This is a genomic window from Streptosporangium sp. NPDC003464 (assembly GCF_053588315.1).
In genome coordinates, this window is sequence record NZ_JBSFPS010000557.1 from 1 (window position 1) to 1,371 (window position 1,371).

1 protein-coding gene is annotated in these 1,371 nt (G+C 67.5%); it reads right to left on the bottom strand.

Annotation, left to right across the window (positions count from 1 at the left end):
* Nucleotides 1-134: 134 nt before the first annotated feature.
* Nucleotides 135-1,322 carry an IS701 family transposase gene (locus tag ACWDS7_RS48505; protein WP_451934832.1) on the bottom strand — a complete coding sequence of 396 codons (1,188 nt, stop codon included), beginning with the start codon at nt 1,320-1,322 and terminating at the stop codon, nt 135-137.
* Nucleotides 1,323-1,371 lie beyond the last annotated feature (49 nt).

The following is a 1,371-nucleotide window of genomic DNA, read 5'->3' on the forward strand; positions in this document are numbered from 1 at the left end:
CTAGTACTACAGCCTGATTTCGTGATGCTTGAGCCAGCGTCGCCAGTAGTGGCTGCTGCGGGCACGGGTTTGGTGTTCACGGCGGTGGGTGGACCAGGCGAGGGCGAAGTCGAGGGTGGGGCTGAGCGGTCGGGTCACAGCTCCCAGGAGACGACGGATCTCCGCTGGTGTGAGGCGGACCAGACCGTGGGGGCTTTTGGGGCGTGAGCCGCGGTGACGGCGAGGAAGGCATGGGCGAGCATCGCCAGGGTGACGTGTCGGTGCCAGGCGTCGAACCGTCGGACCTGATATTGGTCCAGGCCGACTCCGTTCTTGGCGGCCTGGAAGCATTCCTCGATCGCCCAGCGGGCTCCAGCCACGCGGATGAGCTCGTCGATCGTGGTGCCGATCGGTCCGTGGCACAGGTAGTAGGCGATCTCCAGTTCGCCCTTGGCGTTGGGGGTCGGGGATCGGCGGGCCAGCAACCACCGCCGGTAGCCTGGTTCAACTTCGAAGTGCACCGTGGCCAGTGCCCAGTCATACAACCGGCGTCCCTTCGCGCCGTCCCCACACGACACGCGCTTCCACGCCTCGGCCGGGGCGGCAGCGACCTGGGTATCGGCGCGCAGGTCTGCCCGGGCACCGCACGCGACGAACTGGTTCTTGGGGACAGCCACCACATAGTTGACGCGGCGCTGTTCTAGGAATCTGCGGAACTTCGAATCCATCCCGTACGCCTCGTCCGCCGTCGCCCAGGACACCGGCAGCCCCGCATCCAGGGCGTGGGCCAGCATCTGCCGGGCCAGGACCGGTTTGGTGGCGAACTCGACCTCGTCGGGGACGCCCGCCTCGCGACAGCGGGCCCGGTCCTCGATCCACGACTTGGGCAGGTACAGCTCGGCGTCGATCAACGCCCGGCCCACCGGGGAGGCATAGGCGAGGAACACCCCGAGCTGACAGTTCTCCGTGCGACCCGCGGTGCCGGAGTACTGCCGCTGCACGCCGGCCGATTTGGTGCCCTTCTTGATGAACCCGGTCTCATCCACGATCAACACCGCGTCGCGGTGCCCGAGACCCTCCACCACATACGTGCGCAGGTCATCACGCACACCGCGGGCGTCCCAGTGGGCGCTGCCCAGCAGCCGCTGCATCCGATCCGGCTGCAGATCCCCAGCCGCCTCCGCCAACTGCCAGCCGTTCTTCCGCTCCACCGGCGCCAGCAACCCCGTCAGATACGCCCGTGCTTGGCGGCGCGGCTCCACCCGCCCGAACCGCCCCGCCACCCGCCCGAACAAGGCATCCAGCCCTGCAGCCCACTCCCGCAGATCATCAGCAGTCGTCACAGAACGGCACGCTACCCCTAAGAATCACGAAATCAGGCTGTAGTACTAG